General features: G+C 49.8%; 26 protein-coding genes. 7 read left to right on the top strand and 19 right to left on the bottom strand.

Annotation, left to right across the window (positions count from 1 at the left end):
• Positions 1-2: 2 nt before the first annotated feature.
• The 4 genes from motB to flhD all read right to left on the bottom strand — a co-directional run bounded on the left by motB (position 3) and on the right by flhD (position 2,863).
• Complete coding sequence (gene motB, locus IB222_RS09440) at positions 3-932, bottom strand: flagellar motor protein MotB (RefSeq protein WP_003034631.1); 930 nt, start codon at positions 930-932, stop codon at positions 3-5.
• Positions 929-1,816 (bottom strand): flagellar motor stator protein MotA, encoded by an 888-nt coding sequence (motA, locus tag IB222_RS09435; protein WP_003034628.1) that lies wholly within the window; start codon positions 1,814-1,816, stop codon positions 929-931. The genes motB and motA overlap by 4 nt, the downstream gene beginning before the upstream one ends.
• 124 nt (positions 1,817-1,940) lie before the next feature.
• Positions 1,941-2,525: a flagellar transcriptional regulator FlhC gene (flhC, locus tag IB222_RS09430; RefSeq protein ID WP_008785071.1), complete on the bottom strand. Its 585-nt coding sequence runs from the start codon at positions 2,523-2,525 to the stop codon at positions 1,941-1,943.
• Entirely contained in the window at positions 2,522-2,863 is a 342-nt protein-coding gene (gene flhD, locus IB222_RS09425) for a flagellar transcriptional regulator FlhD (protein ID WP_003034622.1), read from the bottom strand. The genes flhC and flhD overlap by 4 nt, the downstream gene beginning before the upstream one ends.
• 793 nt (positions 2,864-3,656) lie before the next feature.
• Here flhD and uspC point away from each other — a divergent pair.
• A complete protein-coding gene (gene uspC, locus IB222_RS09420; protein ID WP_063940887.1) occupies positions 3,657-4,085 on the top strand; it encodes a universal stress protein UspC in 429 nt (142 codons plus the stop codon).
• A 17-nt stretch (positions 4,086-4,102) separates the two neighbouring features.
• On the opposite strand, the gene otsA is transcribed toward uspC, so the two are convergent.
• From otsA to IB222_RS09390, 6 genes are all read right to left on the bottom strand, one after another.
• Entirely contained in the window at positions 4,103-5,524 is a 1,422-nt protein-coding gene (otsA, locus tag IB222_RS09415; protein ID WP_148361846.1) for an alpha,alpha-trehalose-phosphate synthase, read from the bottom strand.
• Positions 5,499-6,302 (bottom strand): trehalose-phosphatase, encoded by an 804-nt coding sequence (gene otsB, locus IB222_RS09410; protein WP_003833895.1) that lies wholly within the window; start codon positions 6,300-6,302, stop codon positions 5,499-5,501. Before otsB ends, otsA begins: the two co-directional genes overlap by 26 nt.
• Positions 6,303-6,477: 175 nt before the next feature.
• A complete protein-coding gene (gene araH / locus IB222_RS09405) occupies positions 6,478-7,464 on the bottom strand; it encodes an L-arabinose ABC transporter permease AraH (protein WP_003034609.1) in 987 nt (328 codons plus the stop codon).
• A gap of 14 nt (positions 7,465-7,478) precedes the next feature.
• Positions 7,479-8,993, bottom strand: a complete 1,515-nt coding sequence (araG, locus tag IB222_RS09400) for an arabinose ABC transporter ATP-binding protein AraG (protein ID WP_063940899.1) — start codon at positions 8,991-8,993, stop codon at positions 7,479-7,481.
• A gap of 132 nt (positions 8,994-9,125) precedes the next feature.
• Positions 9,126-10,115 carry an arabinose ABC transporter substrate-binding protein gene (locus IB222_RS09395; RefSeq protein ID WP_003833897.1) on the bottom strand — a complete coding sequence of 330 codons (990 nt, stop codon included), beginning with the start codon at positions 10,113-10,115 and terminating at the stop codon, positions 9,126-9,128.
• A 318-nt stretch (positions 10,116-10,433) separates the two neighbouring features.
• Positions 10,434-10,991, bottom strand: coding sequence for a DJ-1/PfpI family protein (locus tag IB222_RS09390; protein ID WP_148361845.1), 558 nt, complete (start codon positions 10,989-10,991; stop codon positions 10,434-10,436).
• A gap of 553 nt (positions 10,992-11,544) precedes the next feature.
• On the opposite strand from IB222_RS09390, the gene IB222_RS09385 reads away from it, so the two are divergent.
• The gene (locus tag IB222_RS09385; RefSeq protein ID WP_003034597.1) at positions 11,545-12,048 is read left to right on the top strand and encodes a non-heme ferritin-like protein; all 504 of its coding nucleotides are present in this window, start codon (positions 11,545-11,547) and stop codon (positions 12,046-12,048) included.
• Positions 12,049-12,187: 139 nt separating this feature from the next.
• Here the strand turns inward: IB222_RS09385 and IB222_RS09380 are convergent, their stop codons facing one another.
• Positions 12,188-12,439, bottom strand: a complete 252-nt coding sequence (locus IB222_RS09380) for a DUF2766 family protein (RefSeq protein WP_003034595.1) — start codon at positions 12,437-12,439, stop codon at positions 12,188-12,190.
• 129 nt (positions 12,440-12,568) lie between these two features.
• Between IB222_RS09380 and IB222_RS09375 the strand changes: the two genes are divergently transcribed.
• Entirely contained in the window at positions 12,569-13,990 is a 1,422-nt protein-coding gene (locus tag IB222_RS09375; protein WP_149385224.1) for an MFS transporter, read from the top strand.
• A 33-nt stretch (positions 13,991-14,023) separates the two neighbouring features.
• Here IB222_RS09375 and IB222_RS09370 read toward each other — a convergent pair whose 3' ends face one another.
• Positions 14,024-14,662: an RpiB/LacA/LacB family sugar-phosphate isomerase gene (locus tag IB222_RS09370; protein WP_003034591.1), complete on the bottom strand. Its 639-nt coding sequence runs from the start codon at positions 14,660-14,662 to the stop codon at positions 14,024-14,026.
• 267 nt (positions 14,663-14,929) lie between these two features.
• Here IB222_RS09370 and yecR point away from each other — a divergent pair, with 267 nt between their 5' ends.
• Both yecR and ftnA read left to right on the top strand, forming a co-directional pair.
• Positions 14,930-15,265, top strand: a complete 336-nt coding sequence (gene yecR, locus IB222_RS09365; protein ID WP_149282011.1) for a YecR family lipoprotein — start codon at positions 14,930-14,932, stop codon at positions 15,263-15,265.
• 194 nt (positions 15,266-15,459) lie between these two features.
• On the top strand, positions 15,460-15,957 hold the full coding sequence (gene ftnA, locus IB222_RS09360) for a non-heme ferritin (RefSeq protein WP_125112500.1): 498 nt from the start codon (positions 15,460-15,462) through the stop codon (positions 15,955-15,957).
• A 45-nt stretch (positions 15,958-16,002) separates the two neighbouring features.
• Here the strand turns inward: ftnA and IB222_RS09355 are convergent, their stop codons facing one another.
• Positions 16,003-16,242, bottom strand: coding sequence for a YecH family metal-binding protein (locus tag IB222_RS09355; protein ID WP_003034586.1), 240 nt, complete (start codon positions 16,240-16,242; stop codon positions 16,003-16,005).
• Positions 16,243-16,467: 225 nt separating this feature from the next.
• Between IB222_RS09355 and tyrP the strand changes: the two genes are divergently transcribed.
• A complete protein-coding gene (tyrP, locus tag IB222_RS09350) occupies positions 16,468-17,679 on the top strand; it encodes a tyrosine transporter TyrP (RefSeq protein ID WP_149385223.1) in 1,212 nt (403 codons plus the stop codon).
• Positions 17,680-17,705: 26 nt separating this feature from the next.
• On the opposite strand, the gene IB222_RS09345 is transcribed toward tyrP, so the two are convergent.
• The 6 genes from IB222_RS09345 to IB222_RS09320 form a co-directional block, all read right to left on the bottom strand.
• Positions 17,706-18,371 carry a YecA family protein gene (locus IB222_RS09345; RefSeq protein ID WP_149385222.1) on the bottom strand — a complete coding sequence of 222 codons (666 nt, stop codon included), beginning with the start codon at positions 18,369-18,371 and terminating at the stop codon, positions 17,706-17,708.
• Between the two features lie 209 nt (positions 18,372-18,580).
• A complete protein-coding gene (locus tag IB222_RS09340) occupies positions 18,581-18,862 on the bottom strand; it encodes a heavy metal-associated domain-containing protein (RefSeq protein ID WP_149385221.1) in 282 nt (93 codons plus the stop codon).
• The gene (locus tag IB222_RS09335; protein ID WP_079939955.1) at positions 18,859-19,215 is read right to left on the bottom strand and encodes a hypothetical protein; all 357 of its coding nucleotides are present in this window, start codon (positions 19,213-19,215) and stop codon (positions 18,859-18,861) included. Before IB222_RS09335 ends, IB222_RS09340 begins: the two co-directional genes overlap by 4 nt.
• The gene (locus IB222_RS09330) at positions 19,193-20,335 is read right to left on the bottom strand and encodes a transglutaminase domain-containing protein (protein ID WP_149282013.1); all 1,143 of its coding nucleotides are present in this window, start codon (positions 20,333-20,335) and stop codon (positions 19,193-19,195) included. Before IB222_RS09330 ends, IB222_RS09335 begins: the two co-directional genes overlap by 23 nt.
• Positions 20,336-20,543: 208 nt before the next feature.
• The gene (locus IB222_RS09325; protein ID WP_149385220.1) at positions 20,544-21,014 is read right to left on the bottom strand and encodes an SRPBCC family protein; all 471 of its coding nucleotides are present in this window, start codon (positions 21,012-21,014) and stop codon (positions 20,544-20,546) included.
• 13 nt (positions 21,015-21,027) lie between these two features.
• Positions 21,028-21,717, bottom strand: a complete 690-nt coding sequence (locus tag IB222_RS09320; RefSeq protein ID WP_148361838.1) for a DUF1571 domain-containing protein — start codon at positions 21,715-21,717, stop codon at positions 21,028-21,030.
• 204 nt (positions 21,718-21,921) lie between these two features.
• Here IB222_RS09320 and IB222_RS09315 point away from each other — a divergent pair, with 204 nt between their 5' ends.
• Positions 21,922-22,266 carry a hypothetical protein gene (locus IB222_RS09315; RefSeq protein WP_149282016.1) on the top strand — a complete coding sequence of 115 codons (345 nt, stop codon included), beginning with the start codon at positions 21,922-21,924 and terminating at the stop codon, positions 22,264-22,266.
• The last annotated feature ends 215 nt before the right edge of the window (positions 22,267-22,481 follow it).

The raw sequence follows: 22,481 nt of genomic DNA, 5'->3' as shown, positions 1-22,481 counted from the left end.
TATCACCTCGGATTGGCTGGTGGCGATGTGGGAACGCTTACCGGCGGGAGTTCCGCTGGCCGTTGTAAGACACTTACCGGCTCATTCTGGCTTTCAGCGTTTTCATGCAAAATGGCCTCTTCTGCCTGCTTATTGAGAACCAGCAGGCTAATACGGCGGTTGATAGCGTCTTCAGGACCGCGATCGCTCAGACGCATCGTGGCGGCCATACCTACCACACGTAATACTTTTCCATCATCCAGACCGCCGCTAACCAGCTCGCGACGCGATGCATTTGCGCGATCGGCAGACAATTCCCAGTTGCTGTACCCTTTCTCACCATTCGCGTAAGGGTAATCATCCGTGTGACCGGAAAGGCTGATCCGGTTAGGGATCCCGTTGAGCACTGGTGCAATCGCGCGCAGGATATCGCGCATGTACGGCTCAACTTCAGCGCTACCGGTCTTAAACATCGGGCGATTCTGGCTGTCGATAATCTGTATCCGCAGACCTTCCTGAACTAAATCAATCTTTAAATGCGGACGCAGCGCTCGCAGTTTGGGATCGGATTCAATCAGTTGATCGAGATCGCCGCGAAGTTTGCTCAAGCGGCTCTGTTCCATACGTTTTCTCAGGTCATCAATATTCGGCTGCTTGTTCACCTCGCCCTGCTGCTGGGTGTAATCATCCCCGCCGCCTGGAATCGGGCTTTGGCTATTCGAAATACGATTTCCCCCAGTCACTGCGGTGGCCAGCGGTGTACGGAAATATTCGGCAATCTGGATCAATTCTTTAGGGCTGGAAATAGAAATGAGCCACATCACCAGAAAGAAGGCCATCATCGCGGTCATAAAATCGGCGTAGGCGATTTTCCACGAGCCATGCGCCCCACCACCGTGATTCTTATGCTTGCGTCGCTTTACAACGATAATGGGATGGGCCTGATTTTTCATGCGTCCTCGGTCGTCTGTTGCGCAGTTGGATTTCTCACCGCACGAACATGTTCTTCCAGTTCGATAAACGAAGGACGTTCGCTGGAATACAGTGTTTTACGACCAAATTCAACGGCAATCGGCGGCGCGTAACCATTCAGATTGGAGAGCAGCGTTATCTTCACGCACTGCATCATTTTGGTTGTTTCAGCGCTTTTCTGTCGCAGAACGCTGGCAAGCGGAGAAATAAATCCATAGGCCAGCAAAATACCGAGGAATGTTCCCACCATCGCATGCGCTATCAACGCACCCAGCTCTGCTGCTGGGCGATCGGCAGAAGCCAGCGCATGCACAACCCCCATAACGGCCGCGACGATCCCGAATGCCGGTAGTGAGTCGCCGACCATCGCCAGACTATTCGCCGGGACTTCAGCCTCACTCTCATGAGTCTCAATTTCTTCGTCCATCAGCGCTTCAATTTCAAACGTATTCATGTTGCCGCTGATGATCAGGCGCAGATAATCGACAATAAAATCAAGCATTACAGCATCCGCAAGAATGCGCGGATAGCTGGCGAAGATTTCACTTTCTTTTGGGTTTTCGATGTCGCGCTCAAGCGAGAACATGCCCTGTTGACGTGACTTGGCCATCAGGCGATACAAGAGCGCCAGCAGATCCATATACATCGCTTTGGTGTATTTCGAACGACGGAAAAGCAACGGGATCGCTTTCATCGTCCCTTTGATGGCTTTCCCGTTATTGCCGACGATGAATGCCCCAATACCCGCACCACCGATAATCACCAGCTCAGCCGGTTGATAGAGTGCCCCAAGGTGTCCGCCGGTCATCATGTAACCGCCGAAAACTGTACCAATAACAACCAGGTAACCTAATAAGATAAGCACGACATCATCCTTTCGCAATTGACTATGACAGGATGCGCAGTCGGGCAATTAACGTAAGGCCAGGACAAAAAAAAGCAGCGGTAATTGCTTACCGCTGCTGGAGTGTTCATCCACACCGTATCAGTTAAACAGCCTGTTCGATCTGTTCATCCAGCAGTTGTGGAATAATATCGGCAGCATTCTGGGAAAGTTTACGTCTTTTTACGGCCCGTGATGGCGGTTGGCATAAACTACAGGCAAAGCTGCCTGCGGGTTGGTGCGCGTGGGTGATAAAATTCCCACCGCAGCAATTGCATTGAGACAACTCCAGCAATCCGCTGTCGACAAATCGCACCAGCGTCCACGCGCGGGTTAACGCCAGCAGTGGCCCTTCTTCAGGCTGCGGGCACTGCTCAAGATATAACCGATACGCCTTGATCACGGCATCCACGCCGCTACAGAGACCCGTTTTGAGCAAGAATTGCCATGCATTGCAAAACATCGACGCATGAATATTTTGTTCCCACGTCATAAACCAGTCGGTGGAAAACGGGAGCATCCCTTTTGGCGGAGGACTACCGCGTAATTCTTTGTACAGCTTGATTAATCGACCACGGCTTAATTGCGTTTCGCTTTCCAGCATTTGCAAACGGGCGCCCAATGTGATTAATTCCATTGCTAACTGGATATCACGCGCTTCCTGAACAATGCTTTTTTCGCTCATCATCAAGCCCTTTTCTTACGTGCTGCATCATCGATGTCGCTTAACAGGCGTGTTGAAAGCATGATACCAGTATGAATTTGCTGAAGATCGTCAACGCGGGAGTCTTGCGTCAGGCGAGTAACAGTCTGGTGATCGTCGAAACGGAAATGACATACCAGTTGGTTTGTTTCGGCCAGTTTGACCATTTGAGGAAGTGTTAATGTTGCCAACGTGTCCGCCATTTCCTCGCTGATACCAAGGCGAAACATCGCAGATGCTTTGTCCTGAACGATCAAACGCTGTGCAAGCAATAAATATGACAAATTGATGTCATAGATGTGTTTCAGCAACTCGGATGTATGCATTATTTGCATCCATAATAACCAACATTGTTTTCATGCGGTAAAACCGCACCCCGTGATGTCGCCGGGAAGGCCCGGTAAAAAAAAGCAAAAGGTCAAATACATAGCAGCGTGACGACACTTACGCGTTGTCTAAACATTCCCTTTTAAGAAGGCAGCGTCCCTTACAAGCTCACATCAATTCTTACAAATGTCTAAGATTTTTCCTAATTCGACGCAACTCTACCCGCCGTCAGTTACACATACAACGGAGCTATGCTGCGAATTTAAAGAATATGTGATCAAGATCACATAAACCAGCCAAACACTTAACATAAATCCATCAGCGTAGCTTTTACTTTGCTTATTTTTTACTCTGCCATCATCCATTTCAATTCCTGATGTACGAATATTCTTGCAATAAAAGCGAATAGTATTTTGTTCACATCCGTTAATATCACGCCGTGAAATAGCGAGCTGGATCACATATTTAACTCAAAAAACTTTTTTAATTAAATTCTTTATAAACAATAAGTTAAATATTTAGAGTGATTAATTAATACCGCGATGTGACGACCTTGCAAATGTTAATATATGTTTAATTTCTATTAACACATTGTTTTCATTAGCAGTGGGTTTCACTTAAGTAACTTGAACATATCTGCAACTAATATGAATCGATTATTCTATTTATAAGAATAATTAATGAATAATCATGATGACATTCACACTATGAAGGAAGGAAACGTTGCAGTATGGAGTAAGCTGAGTAAAGCTGAAAAGCCCTCTCATAATTCTTGAAAAAAAGGAGCGAGTTATGAGCTATTCGCACATTCTTGTTGCTGTTGCCGCCACCCCTGAAAGTCAGCAGTTGTTAGACAAGGCGGTTTCTATCGCTCGCCCTGTCAACGCCCGAATTAGCCTGATTACACTGGTCTCAGACCCCGAACTGTATAACCAGTTTGCTGCCCCCATGCTGGAAGACCTGCGTGAAGTCATGCAGGAAGAGACTCAGGATTTTATCGACAAACTTAGCAAAGAAGCAGAATACCCCATTGAACATACCTTTATTACCTATGGGGCTCTGAATGAACATATCCTGGATGTATGCCGCAAACACGCCGTTGATCTGGTCATTTACGGCAACCATAACCACAGTTTTTTTTCGCGCGCTGCCTGTTCAGCGAAAAGCGTGATTCATACCAGCCAGGTGGACGTTCTTCTGGTTCCGCTAGCTGGAGATTAATCCACGGTGCCACGACTTCATGCGAGTTTAGAACAGGAAGAGATATTGTCTGGCAGTTGGCATTGACTCCGACGCGGCGTGACCGTTTTAAGATCGCAAATGAACGTCGCCTGCCAGTTGTCGATATCGTTTTTAACGATAGTCTCAAGCATTTCAGCGTGGCGCGAGATACGTTCGGTAAGTGGCATCGTCAGCGCCTGGTTTAATGCGCCTGCCACTTCATCCCGGTCATAAGGATTAACAATCAGCGCGGAGGTTAGCTCGTTCGCCGCCCCGGCAAATTGCGATAAAACCAGCACGCCAGGGTTAGTAGGATCCTGTGCGGCCACAAACTCTTTCGCCACCAGGTTCATACCATCGCGCAACGGGGTCACCAACCCTACATCCGAGTAGCGGAAGATCTTCATCAGCAATTTACGATCAAAATACTGGTTCAGATAGTAAAGCGGCGTCCAGCCCAGTTGCCCATATTTGCCGTTGATTCGCCCTGCCTCTGTTTCCAGTTGGTGGCGAATATCCTGATAGGCCTGCACCTCTTCACGCGAGGTCGGTGCTATCTGCGTATAGCGAATTTTACCGTGGTGCTGCGGATAATGTTCCAGTAAGGCCTCATAGGCCTGAAAGCGCTCCGGCAAGCCTTTGGAGTAATCCAGACGCTCCACGGAGAAAATATTCTGCACATTTTTAAGCTCCGCTTTTAGCTGTGCCAGTTTTGGCGGCAGCGGACCGGACGCCTGTCGAGCAATCTCATCCGGTTCAATACCGATGGGATAGACCTGAGTGCGAAACGCTTTTCCCCATGCCAGGTGCTGCTTATCTTTATGCGTGGTCACCCGAGTCTGGGCTGCGAGACAGTCCAGAAAAGCCTGGCGATCGTTTTCGGTCTGGAAACCAAGCAAATCAAAATCACACATTTGCTCAAGCAGCGCCAGATGTGGCGGGAGCGCATTAAAAATTTCCGGCGTCGGAAAAGGAATATGCAGGAAAAAACCGATGCGATTGCGCACGCCGCGCTTACGTAACTCGCAGGCAAACGGCAACAGATGGTAATCATGAACCCAAATAATGTCGTCATCGCCAAGCAACGGCAGAAGTTTATCCACCAATAAGGCATTAACCCGTTGGTAGCCTTCCCAGGCAGAGCGCTGAAACTGAACTAAATCCAGTCGATAGTGAAACGCGGGCCATAAAACCGCATTTGAAAACTGGCAGTAATACTCTTCGTAATCTTGCTCACTCAAATTAAACGAGGCCCAGGTGATATTGCCACGCGTGACCTTTTTTAACGGTTTATCCTCATTACCTGTATCACCACTCCAGCCAAACCATAAACCACCAGCAGCTTTTAACGCGCCCAGTACACCGACCGCGAGCCCACCCGCGCTCCCTTTGTCATCTGGTGAGGCGATACGATTAGATACTACGACTAAACGACTCATAGCCACCTCTTCTGTTATTCGTTGCTTTCGGTTCTTGCTGCGAAGAGTTATTTTTCTCCAGCCAGTGCCAGACATCCCTGACGCCATCCAGACGCCATGTCGCCTGCGTCGGCCCGATCCCCACCTTCACGGAAATACCGCCAGCGCGGTTAACCACAGCAAATCCTGTTTCATCTGTCAGGTCATCACCGAAAAACACAGGGATCCGGCCAGCAAAAGGCGCTTCCTGCATAAATGCAGCTATCGCGTCGCCTTTATTGCTGCCCTTAGGCTTTATTTCCACGACACATTTTCCGTGCTGCAGAGCAAGCTGCGGCCATCTGCGCGTGATGCCTTCAGCCAGGGTAACCAGCGCCGCTTCGTGTTCGGGTGCCTGGCGATAATGCAACGCGAAGGCCATGCCTTTGGTTTCAAGTGTTGCCCCCGGTAACGTCACCAACGCTGCGTGTAATAACGCCCCGGCTTCACGTTCGATACCTTCAGGCAGGTTTACTATGTGCGTCTGACCATTGATGTCACGGCGTTCTGCCCCATGTACTCCGGCAAGCGGAAAACGAAACGGAGTAGTGAGTGCGTCAAGCTCAACCATTGAGCGCCCTGAAATCAATGCCAGCGCATCCGCATTCTGCGTCGCTAACTGATGTAGACATTGCAGGATTGTCTTCGGGACAACGACCTGGTCGGGAAAGGGTTTAATCTCAGCAAGTGTCCCATCGAGATCAAAAAAGTAAGCACAGTTTGCAGATTGTTCAGGGGGTAAAGTCAGTGATGCTGTCACCCGGTTATCCTCCTCATCATGGTCAGAACGCCACGCGGATCGCGGCATATAGATGATGTATGACGGATATAAGTATAGACAGTGTGACCATGCTCGCCATTTGAAAAAACAATCGCCAGCCGGGTAGCGGCTGGCGACGGGCAGAAGCTAGACTAAAAAGTTGGGGTTTAAATCATCAAACGGTACGCTTCGCTTTTTGCTTATAACGGTCGAAGATCACCGCCGCCAGCAGGATGAGGCCACGTACCACATACTGCGCGAACGGAGAGATATTCAGCAGGTTCATCGCATTCTCAACTGTACCCAGGATCAGCACCCCGGCCACCACATATGAGATTTTTCCGATGCCGCCTTTAAGCGAAACGCCCCCTAACACGCAGGCCGAAATAACGATCAACTCATAACCGATTGAGGTCATTGGCTGGCCGCTGGTCATACGCGATGCGAGGATAATCCCGGCAATGGCGGATACCAGACCGGAAAGAATAAAGATAATAATCTTGGTGCGAACAACCGGAACCCCAGCCAGGCGCGCCGCCTCTTCATTGCCCCCAATGGCCAGCGTATTACGCCCAAACGTGGTTTTGTTCAGCAGTAAGCCAAAGACAATGAAACAAACGACCGTGATCCAAATAGGCGCCGGCAGACCAAACCAGTTAGCATAGCCGAGTGTGAAGAAACGCTCGTCTTCAATCCCGACTGCCTTACCGTCGGAGATAATATAGGCCAGACCACGTACAATCTGCATTGTCGCAAGAGTAGTGATCAGGGCGTTAATTTTTAACCGCGCAATCACGAACCCATTCACCAGGCCACACAGAATACCGAGCAGCAGTCCGGCAGCCACACCAATCCACAGACTTTCGGTCATGTTAATAACTACGGCAGTGGTAACACCAGCACAGGCAATCACAGATGCGACAGACAGGTCGAAATCACCGGATGCCAGGCAAAACAGCATCCCGCAGGCAACCATGCCCGACATCGATACCGCCAGCCCTAACCCCTTCATGTTGATGAAAGTCGCAAAGTTTGGCACAAAGAGGGAACAAACCAGGAACAGCACGGCGAACACCACCAGCATGCCGTATTGATCCCAAATGCGGCCCAGATTTAGCGCCGACTTCGCTGCGCCAGAACCCGATGTAGAAACGGAAGACATCATACTCTCCTTATTCAGGCTACAGCCTGGCTGACTTTAGGCATAGCAAGGCTCAACGCCTGGCGCTCATCCGCCTGTTCATGAAGCAACTCACCGGCAACTTCGCCCTCTCTCATCACCACGATACGATCGGCGACACCGAGCACTTCTGGCAGGTCACTGGAAGCAAACAATACGGCCACACCGCGCGCTGCGAGGGCATAAATCACGTTGTAAATTTCATGCTTGGCGCCCACATCAATGCCGCGTGTAGGCTCATCCAACAAAATCACTTTCATCTCTTCCGATAACCAACGACCGAGAATAGCCTTCTGTTGATTACCGCCGGAGAGGTTCATGATCAGTTGCTCTGCACCCGGCGTTTTGATGTTGAGTGAACGAATATGGTGATCGGCATTGGTCTCTTCCCAGCCGTTGTTGATCACGCATCCCCCCAGAACATGCTTACGCCGTGCACTAATGTTGATGTTGTTGCGCACTGAATGGACCGGAATGATCCCTTCGGCTTTGCGATCCTCCGGGCACAGCATCATACCCGCTTCAATGGCATGGCTTGGTTTACGGATATCGATAGGCTGTTCATCAATAAATACCTGGCCCGCCGTGATACGCGTACCGCCGAACAGCCCTTTCATTAATTCGCTACGTCCGGCCCCCACCAGGCCAAACAGCCCGACAATTTCACCGCTTCGCACAGATAAGCTGATTGGCGTACGCACGCCAGGAGCTTTGACTTCATGCAGCCGCAGACGCTCTGTGCCATACGGTCTGGATTTCCAGCCATAGATATCCCCGAGGTCACGCCCGACCATCGCCTGCACCAGCGCATCGTGATCGACCTGCTGCATGTCCGAGAACGTTTTGACGTAATGACCATCTTTAAACACAGTGATGGCATCGCTGAGAGCAAAAATCTCCTCCATACGGTGCGAAACGTACAGAATGATACGTCCTTCGTTGCGCAGCTCACGGATAACGCGAAACAGATTCTCAATCTCGCGAGCCGACAGGGAGCTGGTTGGTTCATCAAAGGCGATAATTTTGGCGTTTCGCGCCAGCGCTTTTGCAATCTCCACCATCTGCCACTGGCCAATGGAGAGGTATTTCAGTGGGGTATCGGGATCAATATCCATCCCCAGATGCTTCAGCTGGATTCCTGCTTCATAGTTCAGCAGCGAGCGGTTCACAATCCCGCCTTTGTGCGGTAACTGCCCTAAGTAAATATTCTCGGCAACGGTCATTTCCGGGACGAGATGCAGTTCCTGATAAATAATGGCGACACCGGCGTTGAGTGCGGCAGTGGTATCCGCGAACGAAACTTCCTGTCCGCGGATCGTCAGAGATCCCGTTGTTGGCGCATAGTTACCGCTGAGAATTTTTAAGAGTGTTGATTTCCCGGCGCCATTTTCGCCCATCAGCGCATGCACCTGTCCGGCATAGCAGTCGAAACTGATATCCGTCAGCGCCTTAACGCCCGGGAACGTTTTGCCAATGCCGCGAAATGAGAGATACGGGGTAGACTGTTGCATAACGTCTCCGTGAGTCAGGATTTTACCGGCCTGGAAAACCGCCGGACGTAGGCCCGGTAAGCACAGCGCCGCCGGGCATTGCGCCGGATGGCGGCTTCGCCTTATCCGGCCTACAACATCGCAGCATTTCTGTTACTTACCGCCTAAGCCTTTCTTCGCCAGCTCTTCTTTGAAGTTATCGCGGGTAATCAGCACCACATCCGTCACTTCAGTGAATGCCGGTGGCTCTGCACCTTTCGTTACCCAGTTGTAGAGCATTTCACTGGATTTATAGCCGTGCACATCCGGGCTTGGCAGCAGTGAACCGTAGAATCCGGTCGCTTCGCCTTTAGACAGCTCGCTAACCGCGTCAACGCCGTTGATCCCGATACCAATCACGTTTGGTGCTTTGAAGCCCTGCCCTTCGGTAGCACGTACGCCACCCAGCACGGTGTTGTCGTTCATGCCGACAATCAGCCAGTTTTTGACTTCAGGATGCTGAACCAGCATGGAGTTGGCGGCGTCAAATGCGCCGGGGATGTCATTCGATTTTGTTGGGACCTGGTAAATCTGTTTTTCCGGGAAGCCTGCGGCTTTAAGCGCTTCCATTGAACCAGAAGTACGACGACGTGCGGTATCCAGTTCGTTGGCGGTAATGGCCATTACGGCGGTGGATTTCACATCCCAACCGCGTTTTTGCATCTCCTTGTACAGCTCCTGGCCCTGGCGTTCACCAATTTTGGTTGCCGCCATCATCACCAGCGGCACGGTATCCATCGGCTTACCCTTAGCGTTGGCAAACTGGTCGTCGACGGCAATGACTTTCATATCGTAGCCACGCGCCTTAGCCATAATGGCTGGCCCCAGTTTTGGATCTGGCGTGCAAATCACAAACCCTTTTGCTCCACTTGCAGCCAGGCTGTCGATGGCGTTCAGGGTTTTCTCACCATCCGGAACGGCAATTTTAATCACCTCAAAACCAAGGTCTTTACCGGCTTTATCGGCAAATTTCCATTCAGTCTGGAACCACGGTTCTTCCGGCTGTTTGACCAGGAAACCGAGCTTCATGGATTCAGCGATAGCGGATTGTGACATAATGGCAGCCAGACCGATGGCAGCCAGCGCTTTAGTGAATTTGTGCATGGTTAACTCCAGCTTTAACGTTCTTTTATGTAGGGTAAAATCAGACGATTTTTTGTAATTCGGACGTAAAACAAGGCATTACCTTTTATTGATAAGATCAATGCCAGTGCTGAGAGTATTTTTAGCGGGAAATTGATTCTCCATAAGAGAGCGGCATCACACCACAGAATTACAGTAATTGCGTACATAAATTCAGCGGGAAATGACATAAAAAAACGCGGTTTTGTCGACGGGAAAAAAGAGGGATAGCAGATTAGTCCATAACATCAGCCAACGAATCCTTGTTCCCGAATACCGAAGCATTCGGGAGCACAATGATTACCATCTGTAATAAATGTGGTCAGCATGATCGCGAACCGGAATGTCATCTTCCAGCAGACGCGCTGAAAGTGTGAAAGCAAAATCGAAAATATGCCCTAACCCTTTGCCGCTAATAAGGTTGCCATCTTCAACAACCGGCGCATCAATATATTCTCCATCCGCGACGTTTTGCCACAGATCTCCCGAACATACATAGCGGCGCCCCTTCAGCAGGCCGTTGCCGCCCAGCACACGCGCCGCCGCAGAACACACCGGGCAAATGAGTTTTCCTGCATCGTCATGGCGAGCGATAAACTGGATGACAGCCTCACTGGCGGCAAGGTTAACGCTGCCCTGCGGCCCGCCGGGTAACACAACGGCATCATAAAGATCCGTCTGACGCGCAGCCAGCGTGCTGTCCGTCATCATCGGCACGTCATGGTAGCTCACCACCGCACAGGATTCGGCGCAGGCCAGTGTTTCAACTTCGATCTGCAGGCGACGCAGAATATCAATGGTAACAATGGCTTCCGCCTCTTCAAAACCAGGTGCCAGTAGCACGGCAACCTTTTTCATACACACTCCTCGATTTTTCCAAATACACCAAACAATAAATGCCGAATCATTCAGGCGCTTAACTTTATTAATTTCCACAAAACTGATCTGGCGCAAAAAATTAGCCAGCAGATAACGTTCACCGACGCGGGTCAATGGTGAAATTTCTTCATCCGAAGACAAGATAATCATCTGGCGACAGACAATACCTGATTGTGAAATTCCATTTCGTGATATGAAACATCATTTCATTATCAATATTTTAATTTAATCCCATAAATATCAATCTGTTATATTCACAGCATTTATATGCACAAGCGGAAAAATCACTAATATTGCTATGACAATATGTAAAAAATCATAAATACGCAGATTTAAGGATTTTCTTATGTCGGGACTGGAGTTATGCTGAATCTCGATCGGGAGCGAATATAATTCGTGATCACTAAAGGACCGGCGGAACGGATTTATTCTGCTAACAGTTTTAATTGTACGTAGTGGTGACGTGTAGCGGCAGCCCGTTGCACTGACGTTAGTAACGTACATCCCCCTTTCTGGAAATAAGGATATTGATATGGCTGCAGTTGGAATTGTTCATAAACTCAACACACAAATGAACCTCGAGTTCTACGCATCGAATCTTTACCTGCATCTCAGTGAATGGTGCTACGAACACAGCCTGACTGGCACCGCAACCTTTCTACGCACCCAGGCGCAAGGTAACGTGACTCAAATGATGCGTATGTTTAATTTTATGAAAAGTGCCGGGGCTAACCCTATCGTCAAGGCTATTGATGTTCCGGGTGATGAACTAACTTCCCTTGAAGAACTGTTTCAGAAAACGCTGGATGAATACCAACAGCGCTACAGCAAGCTATCACGCTTAACTAATGAAGCAGAAGCTTTGAATGATGCAACAACCATTGATTTTCTTCACGATCTGGAAAAAGAGCAGCAGCAGGATGGCGTGCTGTTACAGACGATTCTTGATGAAGTCCGCAGCGCTAAACGTGCGGGACTGTGCATGGCGCAAACCGATAAGCACCTTCTGAACGTCGTGAACTATCAACATCACTAATCTTCAATTTTCATCGTGTTAATGCCGGATAACGATGCGACGCACCTTATCCGGCTGGTGCTTAATTTTCTCTACGCTCACGCCTCTCATTCTGCGAGGCGCAAAAAAACCTTTCTAAAACCTGAAACAACGGTTTATTTTAGTGAGATTCATTCTGCGGCGTGAATTTCAACTCGATCAAGGCAACCGCTTTTTGTATTGCGCGCATAGTGACCGGATCGGCACCTGCAGGATGGCTGGAAAAGTCGATGCTTTTCAGCTGGCTGGACATTTTCTCCCGAACTTCTACTGGGGCAATAACATCAAGAACATCCAGAATCTGCTTGATAACCAGCTGACAGGCAACAACGTCCGAGAGCAGTTCCTGATCGGCATTCAGTGTTTGGGACATAGTGAGCTCCTTATAGAAAGGTCGTCATAGTACCCATTCAACGAACGAAACGATAGCCGCGCATGCCTTCCGAATGCGCTGAAAATAAAAATAGTTCCAGTCAGTTTCTTTTGAGATGGCAAGCACAACATGAGTGAACATTTTGCGGTTGAGAACAAACGCGGTCTATCCCCGGCAGCATTACTGGTTGCCGGGGCTTTCTTTATGGAGTTTATTGACGGCACGGTGATTGCCACCGCACTGCCCGACATGGCGAAAAGTTTTGGCGTGCAGGCAGTTGACCTAAACATAGGTATCAGCGCCTATCTGATCACCCTCGCGGTACTGATCCCCGCCAGCGGCTGGATTGCGGATCGCTTCGGCGCCCGAAAGGTGTTTACCCTGGCGCTGGCGATATTTACTCTCGCCTCGGTTTTATGCGGTTTGTCCGAAAGCCTTGAGAGCTTTGTCGCCATGCGAATCTTACAGGGTGTAGGTGGTGCGTTAATGGTTCCGGTTGGCCGACTCGCGGTATTGCGTACCACGCCTAAACATCAGTTGATCACCGCTATTGCGACCCTGACCTGGCCCGCATTAGTCGCGCCCATCATTGGCCCTCCCCTTGGCGGATTCATTACCAGCTATGCCAACTGGCGTTGGATCTTCTTCATTAATGTACCGCTCGGAATACTGGCGATTGCGCTAGCGCTACGTTTTATCCCCGATATACATGACGACGAGCGCCGCCGATTTGATATAACGGGATTTATCGCAACCTCTGTTGCGATGGTGAGCCTGGTGTATGCCATGGAGTTACTGGGGACCCAACAGCCTCAGGGCTGGCTGACCGCCGGACTTTTGGCGCTAGGAACAGTGACCTTTCTGTTTGCCCTGCATCATTTTCATCACACCGCCTGGCCAATGATTCGCCTTGATGCCATGAACGTCCCTACTTTTCGCGTCACCATGTATGGCGGATCGCTGTTTCGTGCCTCTATCAGCGCCGTGCCGTTTCTGCTGCCGTTAATGTTTCAGGTAGGTTTTGGCATGAACGCTTTTCACGCGGGTTCGCTGGTACTGGCGGTATTTGTCGGCAATCTGACGATTAAACCTGCCACCACACCGTTGATACGCTGGCTGGGCTTTAAGAAACTGCTGTTGATTAACGGTGCACTTAACGTTCTGGCGCTGCTGGCCTGTGCATTAATTACGCCACAGACCCCCGTGTGGGTTATTTTGCTGGTGTTGTATCTGGGCGGCGTGTTCCGCTCAATTCAGTTTACCGGCGTCAGCACACTTGCCTTCGCTGACGTCCCCGCGGCACAAATGAGCTACGCTAATACGCTGTTCAGTACGGCGACACAATTAGCGGTGGGGTTGGGCATTTCTTTAGCCGCTATTGGCATCCGCATTGGCGATGTGGTCAGTGAAAAGCTGGCATTGGGCAATGTTCCGGGGATCAGTTTCCGGCTGGCCTTTGTCGCTATTGCCATTATTTGTCTGGTAGGTATGGTGGATACGCTGCGGCTCACCCGTGATGCAGGAAGCGCAGTATCGAACAAGAACAGGTAGCCCGGAGGGTGAACGCCGCCGGGCCAACAGGATTTAGCCAATCACCTCGCGTACAAACGCTTCGATTGCTTTGTCCTGGCAGTTTTCAAAGAAGCACTGCTGGAAGCGCGGGCCTGATACAGCGGTTTTCACCAGTTCAGGATCGATCGCGCGCAGCGTGTCCAGATAATTTTCTTTTACCACAGCCGCTTTCACCTGATTCAGAATACCGGCGTTACGCACCTGCGGCTCTTTACGCTCCGGTGGGTAGCCTTCACCGTTACGCCCGGTGAACGCTTTTTCAAACATATAGCGCACATTCAGCTCAGCACCCCAGCCAAAACCTTTGGCGAATGCCAGAGAAAGCGCGTTGCCGTTGTTAATCTGAGAGAACAAGAACGCATCTGCAGGATCGAGGCAATAACCACACACCACACCCGGATGGATATTCAGTGACATCATTGCCCCCTGGCCCGTACCGCAACCTGTAACAACAAAGTCTACAGCTTTGGAATTAAGCAGGATGCTGGCCATAATTCCTAAATGGATGTAAGTCAGATGATGATCATTTTCGTCGCTCATCCCAACGTTATAGACCGGAAAACCTTTCTCATCCGCAACGGCCTTAAGCTCGTTATGGATGATGGCGTTTTTGCTTGCCTGGCTGTTTTCCATCATCAATGCAATTTTCATTCTGTACTCTCCTGAATGCGCTGCGGTAGCCCGCTGAAAGTCATAACATTCAGCCACATTACTATTTTGCAATCACACTTTCAAATTTAATGAAATTTAGTTTTAAAAAACAAAGTTGCGCTCACATTCCTGTCTGAACAGTTCAGAATTGCCGCAAACAAATGACCTCGTTGTGATTAATCGCAGGTGATCTTCGGGCTATTCAAGCCATTGATGAGGGTCTCTGTATGCCATGATAGTGTATCTTCGAACTTTCAGAGCGATCTCATGAAGACTTTTATCCTGGCGCTTTTGCCGCTCATGCTGACAGGATGCACAATCACAAAACAGGCACAGGTCAGCGAAGCCAGCGCCATCACTGGTGTGGTTCGCCTGACTTATAATCAGGCCATGTTACAAACAGCACGTACCGATGACTACGTTACCCAAGGGACAGCCACCAAAGAGTGTCAGCGCCTGGGCTATGCCAGCGCAGAAGCGTTTGGTCAGCCGGTGTCAACCTGTAGCGTATATGCCGGTTCTTTATGTTTGAATACCAAAATTACGCTCGCGTGGCAGTGCCACGGCGTCGCGGTACCCCAGTCGCCTTCCTTGAGTTATTAATATTTCCGACCAGCACATTATTGCTGGTCTTCTGCCTTTTTATTATTTATTTCCTCTGTTTAATAGAGTTAATGCGTTTTATTCCCATTCGCATTTTTAATAAATAAATTTATTATTTTACCTTTTGCAAATAATTAAATAACAAATTATAGTGACGCCACGTCAATATATAATAACGTTTGTGGAGCAGAACCATGCTGAAAACAGAAATGATCGAGCAACTGAATGAGCAAATGAACCTTGAATTATATTCATCTCTGCTCTACCAACAGATGAGCGCGTGGTGCAGCTATCACAGCTTCGAAGGTGCCGCCGCATTTTTGCGCCGTCACGCTCAGGAAGAGATGACGCACATGCAGCGTCTGTTCGACTACCTGACCGATACCGGCAGTTTGCCGCGTATTAATACCGTTTCTTCACCCTTTGCTGAATATGCGTCTCTGGATGAACTGTTCCGTGTTACTTACGAACACGAGCAGCTAATCACCCAGAAAATTAATGAGCTGGCACACGCGGCAATGACCCACCAGGATTATCCAACCTTTAATTTCCTGCAATGGTATGTTGCCGAGCAGCATGAAGAAGAGAAATTATTTAAATCTGTTATTGATAAGCTGTCGCTGGCAGGAAAAAGCGGCGAAGGTCTTTATTTCATCGACAAAGAACTGGCTACGCTTGATACACAGAATTAATATTTTAGGGCAATGATGGCAGCCCGCCATCATTACCCCTTGAAATCAGTGACGGCAGATCTTGCTTTCGTGCGTAGAGAAGCCGTCTTCTTTTGCAATAAACTTTCCCTTCGCCGCTAAAAACGCCACCAACTCGCCTGCTGTCATATCCGCCGCAGAACAAGTGTGAAAACGCGCCTGCTCGCCGAAACGTGCCGTAATCGCCGCTTCAAGGCTGGCATTTGAATACTGCTCGCCAGATTCAATCATCATGTTGAGCACTTCGTGACCGTGAATAGATTCCATACTACCTCCTTAATAAAGTCCGTAGCCTAATGTGAACCGCACATCGTCGCTTTGCGCTAACGCAGGTTTATCAGCAGATAAATGTCATTTGTTATACACCTTAACGGTCAAAGCATCGTAAACATTAATGTACAGTCATTGTAACGGTGATTTGACGAAAATAGCGTTTTGCCTTAATCTGCGCCGCAGATATAACCATTGATTATCTCTGGGACAGAGGAAAGCGTGAAAAACAGAACCCTGGGTAGTATTTTTATCGTGGCGGGAACCACGATTGGTGCCGGTATGTTGGCAATGCCGCTGGCTGCGGCAGGCGTGGGGTTTAGCGTCACGCTGGTATTGTTAGTCAGTCTTTGGGCGTTGATGTGCTACACCGCGCTGTTGCTGCTTGAAGTGTATCAACATGTTCCGGCAGACACCGGGCTGGGCACGCTGGCAAAACGTTATCTTGGTCGTTACGGACAATGGGTAACGGGCTTTAGCATGATGTTTTTAATGTATGCCCTGACGGCGGCGTACATCAGTGGTGCAGGTGAACTGCTGGCTTCCAGCATCAGTGACTGGACCGGAACAAATGTATCCCCGACAACAGGCGTACTGCTGTTCACCTTTGTTGCCGGTGGCGTGGTTTGCGTTGGGACCTCGCTGGTCGATCTGTTCAACCGTCTGCTATTCAGTGCCAAGATAATCTTCCTGGTGACGATGCTGGCTCTGTTAATGCCGCATATTCATAAAGTGAACCTGCTTACGCTGCCGCTGCAACAGGGGCTGGCGCTCTCCGCAATCCCGGTCATCTTCACCTCATTCGGTTTTCACGGCAGTGTTCCCAGTATCGTCAGCTATATGAACGGTAACATTCGTAAACTGCGTTGGGTGTTTATTACGGGTAGCGCTATTCCTCTGGTCGCCTATATCTTCTGGCAATTGGCGACGCTTGGCAGCATTAACTCGACAACGTTCATGGGGCTATTAGCCAACCACGCAGGCTTAAATGGCTTATTGCAGGCATTGCGTGAAGTCGTGGCTTCGCCGCACGTCGAACTGGCGGTGCATCTGTTTGCTGACCTCGCGCTGGCGACCTCTTTCCTCGGCGTTGCATTGGGATTATTTGACTACCTGGCCGACCTCTTCCAGCGCCGCAATACCGTAGCGGGAAGAATGCAAACCGGCGCGGTGACCTTCCTGCCGCCGCTGGCATTTGCGCTGTTCTATCCGCGTGGTTTTGTCATGGCATTAGGGTATGCGGGCGTTGCCCTGGCGGTGCTGGCGCTGCTCATTCCCTCGATGCTGGCCTGGCAGAGCAGAAAACATAATCCGCAGGCCAACTACCGCGTAGCAGGCGGTGCTCCGGCGCTGGCGCTGGTATTTTTGTGCGGCATTGTGGTGATAGCAGTACAGTTTTCTATTGCAGCAGGATTACTACCAGAAGTGGGTTAAAACAAAGGGGCTTTCGCCCCTTTCTGTTAGTGCAAACAGCACTGCTTATATTTCTTGCCGCTGCCACACGGACAATGGTCATTTCGCCCTACTTTGGCATCCACTTTCACCGGTACTTTGACCGGCGTTTCCTGAGGATGCGCTATCCAGTAAGCATGCAGGTCCAGCGCAGCCAGGCGGATGGCGTCCACGCTCTCTTCAAACGCTTCCGGCGTTAGTTTCTCAACCACCGCAAAGTTCTCTTCCGTACCGTGCAGCGCAATAGCTTCAAGTGCTGGTTTTAACGTGTCCGGTAACGCGGACCAGTCTGACAGTGCGACGCCGCGCATATAACCAAAGCACCACTCTTCAACGATGGTCAGTTCATGCTCGTCAATTTCACGCAAACCAAACAGCGGCTCAAACTGCTCAGGATACTCATCCAGACGATCGGCCGTATCCGCCATATGTTGAAACGCCAGGTTCATGAAACGCGTCATTTCTTTTTCGGAAGACCAGCGAGGGACATACTGCGCACCGCCCCAAATCGCGACCAGCCACTGCTCTGGTTCAATTTCATACGGTGAACTCAGCACCGCCGTCAGCAAACCATCCAGTTCTGACACATCCAGAATAGCCTTGTCCGTATTGTACTTAGTCAGTACATCATCCAGCCATTCCAGTTCGCTCTCGTTTAATGGTCCCGTTTTCATAACGCTTTTCCTTAGTCAAAAAATCTTGCCTGTGATCATCCTACATGGCTGGAGGGATAACAGATACAAATGGGCATATGCGGCATACAGCTGCCGCCTGTTCAGGTTAACAGGAAACGAGGGGAATTCCGGAAGTTAACGCACAAAAGAGAACACTAAGCCGCCGGGCATCATACCGGGAAAAAACAATAAAACCACCCGCAGGTGGTTTACTGTCGTTCAATACGGTTGAGCGTTGCGGTATAGCCCGTTTTCGCTACCGCGTTAAGTAAAGTATCGGTTGGGAAACCTTCCGGTACAATCGCTTCTGCTTGTCGGGTTTTTAGGGAGGATTTTGCTTTAATCACACCGTCGGTTTCACGTAGCGCCTGATTGACCGAAATAACGCACAGCGAGCAGGTCATATTTTGTATATCCAGCACCACTTTTTGATTGGCCGCCTGGGCCCACAGCGGCAGCAACAAGCATGCAACTAATGTGAAGATTTTCATTCAAATACCTCATAAAACCAGGCAACGAGCGTTGGATAAAATAGCACCGGCAAAATCAACGCCAACGCGCACCAGTAGAGAATGCGCGCTTGCTTCAGCGTTAACCACCCGGAGCACCACAGTCGTTTGGAAAAATAGAGCCGCCAGAAAACGCGCAGTAATAAGCCCAATGACACCAGCATCAGGGGAATTCGCAAGAACTCGAACCGGGTGAAGACAGCAAAGCTCGCCGCCGAAATACCAAACAACAGATAGAGCAGCGGTCCAACGCAGCATAAGCCGGCGGTGACGGCAGCCGCAGCGGCCGTCAACAGGGTGAGTCCCGCCCCTTTAGCGTTGTTCTGTGGCGACATAGCTGTAGGAGAACGCTTTAGGATCATAGAAATTGATCGGGTCGCCATCGACTTCAGCGTAAGGATAGCCAAAGTTGTTCATCGCGCCCTGCTCCGTTGCCGGATACAGCTCGAAATCACGCCCGTAGTTGAATCCAACCCAGTTCATTTCCCAGTTACCAAACAGGTAAGTGTTTACCGCCTGGACATCGGCGTCCTGATGCGACTTTTTCTCTGCCAGACGCATTTTGGTCACATCAGCAGGATCGCACGGTAACCAGCCGTAACCGGCCAGATAGAATTCGGCGCGACAATGTTGTCCGCCACTCACATCAGCGACACCTGCACTGTCAGCTTTGCCAAAAGCGCTTTTCGAGTAGCGTTCGAGCTTATTGGCTTTACCCAGACGGATGCCAAACAGTTCGCGCGCTGGAATGCCGCTGGCCCGCGCCAGAGCCACAAAAACGGAGCTCATGTCAGTGCATTTTCCTTTGAGCTTACCGCTTTTTAAGATCTCCGCCACATCCCCCGTGCCGCAGCCGATGACGTCGTTATCGCGCTCCATATGGCTACTCACCCACTCGTAAATCAGGCGCGCTTTTTTCAGCGGATCCTGCTCATTACCGGTAATTTTACGTGCGGTTTCCAGAACCTGCCCATCAACTGGGGTATGTGTCGTCGGCAGCAGGTACGGTTTTACATCCAGCGGATAAATAATCTGCTCCGGCGCTTGCCAGGTTTTCAGCGCGTCCTGCTTCAGCGGCTCCCAGTCGGCGGTTTCAATGTCGATATCAACGTTAATCAACAGTTCGCCCTGCGAGTCAGGCCAGGTGGCAAACAGCGTTTTCGCGCCATAAGTATTATTAGTGGTAACGTACGCCTGCTTGTAGTTTCCGCTAAAGGCAAGCGCCGTCATTTGTTGAAACGCGGTATCTACCGGAAGCGGGATCCACAGTTTTACCACGCCGCTCGACCCCTTAGGAGGGTTAAGTTTATATGTCTGGGATAATACAAAGCGCCGACGCACGGCTGGTGCAACGGATGGCTCAGCGGCGTGAACCGTCTGGCTAATAACCGCAGGACCGACTAAACCGGCGGCGGAAAGGAGAACGCTATTTTTGAGAAATTGTCGACGTTGCATTGCTGTCTGTCCATGTTATAAGAGTTGAGCTACGGCTAAGAAGGTAAAAACCGTATGCGATCATCACAGCAGACAGACGCTGACATAAAAAGGTGAGCCGATGGAGGTTATTCATCAATAACAGACCTGTTAACTGTGAATGAAATAAGAAACTGCGCGACAGATAGTAAGCCATAGACAGGCAAAAAGTACAGCCGTGAGGGCGAGTTCAGAAAATATAGACATTCGTTGCAAGCTTACGGGCTAGCCCTCTGGCCCCTTCGCGCATAACCATATCGTGATTCCAGCGAAAAACGGGTGCCGCCAGCGGAGCCAGGTAATTCATCCAGCGAATCGTGGTGCGAACATTCCAGTCATATCTGACGATGGTTTCTTCGCCACTGGCAGAAAAAGACCACACGCCTCGCCCTTCAACCGCCCCGCTGGCTTGCCCCTCAAGCAGCGAGCAGGGCAAAATATTCAACACGTTGATGTCAAAGGTTAAGTGATAAGGAAGCGCTCCTTTCCAGGTATAACGATGCAGCGCCCCAATGCCCTGTATATCACCTTTTTTAATCTCAACAATGCGTTCCAGACTTTCCCACCATTCAGGCCACTGATCGGGATGAGAAAAAACATCCCATACCTCCTGAATAGAAGCCTCAACCCGCCAGACAGTGGAAAACCGATAGTTAGCCATAATACAGACTCCCTCAAGGCGAGAAGAAATTGGCGGGAAAACGGATGTTAATGACCATAGCATCCAGAAGCACGGTTTCTAATCGCTGCTCATCTGGCGCATAGCTGATCACTTTGGCAGGGAGTCCGTGATAATTATCCAGCCAGACGTCATAACGATGTACTCCATCAATCACCATTGTTCCTGGCCCAACCACAGATACGTGCATTGTCGCCCGTCCTGCAAGGTTTTCCGTACCAACTGTGGTTGTTGTCCCTTCGCGTTGCAGATGACGAATATTGCCCAACAACACGCCGATATCAGAGCGATCCACCCGATGACCACGCTCATCCTGGATCAATGAATTAGTAGGCGACAGGTGCAAAATGGGCAATGTACCCACACCAAATGGCCATAACGTCACTTTACCGCTGACAGGATTAAAGATAAGCACCGCACCTGAATGCGGTTGGGTAAAATCCATCCGCACATACCCAGGCTTTTGAAAGCTATAGCGAATAATTTTGCTTTCATCGGATGGCGACGAGGAGCGCATCATAACCTGATAAGACCTCAGGTTATTAAATGACTGTTGAGAAAATTCGATGGGATCCGTAGCCCTGGCATTCTGCGAAAAGATATCTTCTTTTTCCACCGAATATGCTGCGCCACTAAGGGTGAGCAATGCTGCGAACATGACTATCGGAAAAGATGAAATGTTCATAGCAGCCCCCTGAACCAGCACTGTCTGCAAACAGATGTAATCACCTGTTGACTGTTTTTATTATAGTTCTTAACTGCGCAGCACTACTCTTCCGGTCTTTTAAATACAGTATGGACAGCAGGTTTAAAATATTGGTTTTCTTTTCAGTTAAGATGACAACATAAAGCTATACTTTAATAGCCATGCTTTTTATAGGTATTAATCATGAAACTGCCATCGGTATTTTCATGCGCCGTTCTCATATTACTGCTGCTGGCGTCATCGTCTGCCACAGCCAGCGCGTTACAAAACCAGGCCGTCAGAGAGCAAGAGTTGAGCGCGGCACTTCGAGCTGGTAATGGTGTGTTCATCATTGGCGGGACGGATGATTTCGCTTTCACGTTCAGAGCACGAAACCGAATCCACAGACAGCTGGCGATACAGGATGGCTTTGGCGATCCCATCCTGATGAATGGTTTCCAGGACCACAACTATAATCCCGCCCGCGATGGGTTTATCAACAACCCTGCCCGAGGGGGCTTTATGTTTAACGCGCCGATTCGGCGTTAGCAATAGTGAGTTCTATGACTTGTAAAAAACAGGCACAAAAAAACCACCCGTAGGTGGTTTCACGACACTGCTTATTGCTTTGATTATTCTGTTCTTTCCCATGGTACCCGGAGTGGGACTTGAACCCACACAGCGCGAACGCCGAGGGATTTTAAATTCTACGTAGGATCAATGAGTTACATAGCAGTGCATTGCGAAACTTTGCTGACGTTGAA

It is taken from the genome of Citrobacter sp. C13 (assembly GCF_014596815.2).
GTDB classification, from domain to species: Bacteria; Pseudomonadota; Gammaproteobacteria; order Enterobacterales; family Enterobacteriaceae; genus Citrobacter; species Citrobacter portucalensis.
The sequence above is the reverse complement of the archived record's forward strand: the minus strand, read 5'-3'. Positions and strand labels throughout refer to the sequence as shown.